This is a genomic window from Xenorhabdus miraniensis (assembly GCF_002632615.1).
This window is the reverse complement of record NZ_NITZ01000008.1, coordinates 110,669-113,646: the sequence shown is the minus strand read 5'-3', so window position 1 is coordinate 113,646 and position 2,978 is coordinate 110,669. Positions and strand designations below refer to the sequence as shown.

Genomic DNA, 2,978 nt, shown 5'->3' with positions numbered 1-2,978 from the left:
ACCCAAAACACCTTCGGTGTTGTCAGGTTAAGCCGCACGGTTCATTAGTACTGGTTAGCTCAACGTCTCGCAACGCTTACACACCCAGCCTATCCACGTCCTCGTCTCGGACGTTCCTTCAGTGTCCTCAAGGGACAAGGGAAGACTCATCTCAAGGCAAGTTTCCCGCTTAGATGCTTTCAGCGGTTATCTCTGCCGCACTTAGCTACCGGGCAATGCCATTGGCATGACAACCCGAACACCAGTGGTGCGTCCACTCCGGTCCTCTCGTACTAGGAGCAGCCCCTTTCAATCTTCCAGCGCCCACGGCAGATAGGGACCGAACTGTCTCACGACGTTCTAAACCCAGCTCGCGTACCACTTTAAATGGCGAACAGCCATACCCTTGGGACCTACTTCAGCCCCAGGATGTGATGAGCCGACATCGAGGTGCCAAACACCGCCGTCGATATGAACTCTTGGGCGGTATCAGCCTGTTATCCCCGGAGTACCTTTTATCCGTTGAGCGATGGCCCTTCCATGCAGAACCACCGGATCACTAAGACCTACTTTCGTACCTGCTCGAGCCGTCACTCTCGCAGTCAAGCCAGCTTATGCCTTTGCACTAACCTCACGATGTCCGACCGTGATTAGCTAACCTTCGTGCTCCTCCGTTACGCTTTGGGAGGAGACCGCCCCAGTCAAACTACCCACCAGACACTGTCCGCAGCCCGGGTCACGGGCCTACGTTAGAACATCAAACATTCAAGGGTGGTATTTCAAGGATGGCTCCATGCAGACTGGCGTCCACACTTCAAAGCCTCCCACCTATCCTACACATCAAGGCTCAAGGTTCAGTGTCAAGCTATAGTAAAGGTTCACGGGGTCTTTCCGTCTTGCCGCGGGTACACTGCATCTTCACAGCGAGTTCAATTTCACTGAGTCTCGGGTGGAGACAGCCTGGCCATCATTACGCCATTCGTGCAGGTCGGAACTTACCCGACAAGGAATTTCGCTACCTTAGGACCGTTATAGTTACGGCCGCCGTTTACTGGGGCTTCGATCAAGAGCTTCGCCTTGCGGCTGACCCCATCAATTAACCTTCCAGCACCGGGCAGGCGTCACACCGTATACGTCCACTTTCGTGTTTGCACAGTGCTGTGTTTTTATTAAACAGTTGCAGCCAGCTGGTATCTGCGACTGGCTTCAGCTCCGAGCGCATGTCTCTTCACCTAATGCCAGCGTGCCTTCTCCCGAAGTTACGGCACCATTTTGCCTAGTTCCTTCACCCGAGTTCTCTCAAGCGCCTGAGTATTCTCTACCTGACCACCTGTGTCGGTTTGGGGTACGATTCAGTGTTACCTGGTGCTTAGAGGCTTTTCCTGGAAGCAGGGCATCAACCACTTCAGCACCGTAGTGCCTCGTCATTACGCCTCAGTGTTGCAGTACTCCGGATTTGCCAGGAGCACACACCTACACGCTTAAACCGGGACGACCGTCGCCCGGCTGGCCTAGCCTTCTCCGTCCCCCCTTCGCAGTAACACCGAGTACAGGAATATTAACCTGTTTCCCATCGACTACGCCTGTCGGCCTCGCCTTAGGGGTCGACTCACCCTGCCCCGATTAACGTTGGACAGGAACCCTTGGTCTTCCGGCGAGCGGGTTTTTCACCCGCTTTATCGTTACTTATGTCAGCATTCGCACTTCTGATACCTCCAGCATGCCTCACGGCACACCTTCGCAGGCTTACAGAACGCTCCCCTACCCAACAACACATTCGTGCCGCTGCCGCAGCTTCGGTGCATGGTTTAGCCCCGTTACATCTTCCGCGCAGGCCGACTCGACCAGTGAGCTATTACGCTTTCTTTAAATGATGGCTGCTTCTAAGCCAACATCCTGGCTGTCTGAGCCTTCCCACTTCGTTTCCCACTTAACCATGACTTGGGGACCTTAGCTGGCGGTCTGGGTTGTTTCCCTCTTCACGACGGACGTTAGCACCCGCCGTGTGTCTCCCGTGATAACATTCTCCGGTATTCGCAGTTTGCATCGGGTTGGTAAGTCGGGATGACCCCCTAGCCGAAACAGTGCTCTACCCCCGAAGATGAGTTCACGAGGCGCTACCTAAATAGCTTTCGGGGAGAACCAGCTATCTCCCGGTTTGATTGGCCTTTCACCCCCAGCCACAAGTCATCCGCTAATTTTTCAACATTAGTCGGTTCGGTCCTCCAGTTAGTGTTACCCAACCTTCAACCTGCCCATGGCTAGATCACCGGGTTTCGGGTCTATACCCTGCAACTTAACGCCCAGTTAAGACTCGGTTTCCCTGCGGCTCCCCTAAACGGTTAACCTTGCTACAGAATATAAGTCGCTGACCCATTATACAAAAGGTACGCAGTCACACCCGCAAAGGGTGCTCCCACTGCTTGTACGTACACGGTTTCAGGTTCTCTTTCACTCCCCTCGCCGGGGTTCTTTTCGCCTTTCCCTCACGGTACTGGTTCACTATCGGTCAGTCAGGAGTATTTAGCCTTGGAGGATGGTCCCCCCCTATTCAGACAGGATACCACGTGTCCCGCCCTACTCTTCGAGCTCACAATACCAGCGTCTTCGGATACGGGGCTATCACCCTTTACTGCCGGCCTTTCCAGACCGTTCTCCTGGCGCTGATGCTGATGCTGGCTCTGGGCTGTTCCCCGTTCGCTCGCCGCTACTGGGGGAATCTCGGTTGATTTCTTTTCCTCGGGGTACTGAGATGTTTCAGTTCCCCCGGTTCGCCTCATTCACCTATGGATTCAGTGAATGATAGTGCAACGGATTGCACTGGGTTTCCCCATTCGGGTATCGCCGGGTATTGCGGTTCCTATCACCTGACCGGCGCTTTTCGCAGATTAGCACGCCCTTCATCGCCTCTGACTGCCTAGGCATCCACCGTGTACGCTTATTCGCTTAACCTCACAACCCGAAGGTGTCTTCAGATTGCAGGGTTGAGAGACTCATCA

At 54.3% G+C, this 2,978-nt stretch carries 1 rRNA gene; it reads right to left on the bottom strand.

The features are described 5' to 3' along the window. Window positions 1-23: 23 nt before the first annotated feature. A 23S ribosomal RNA gene (locus Xmir_RS35030) occupies window positions 24-2,931 on the bottom strand. Window positions 2,932-2,978: the final 47 nt, after the last annotated feature.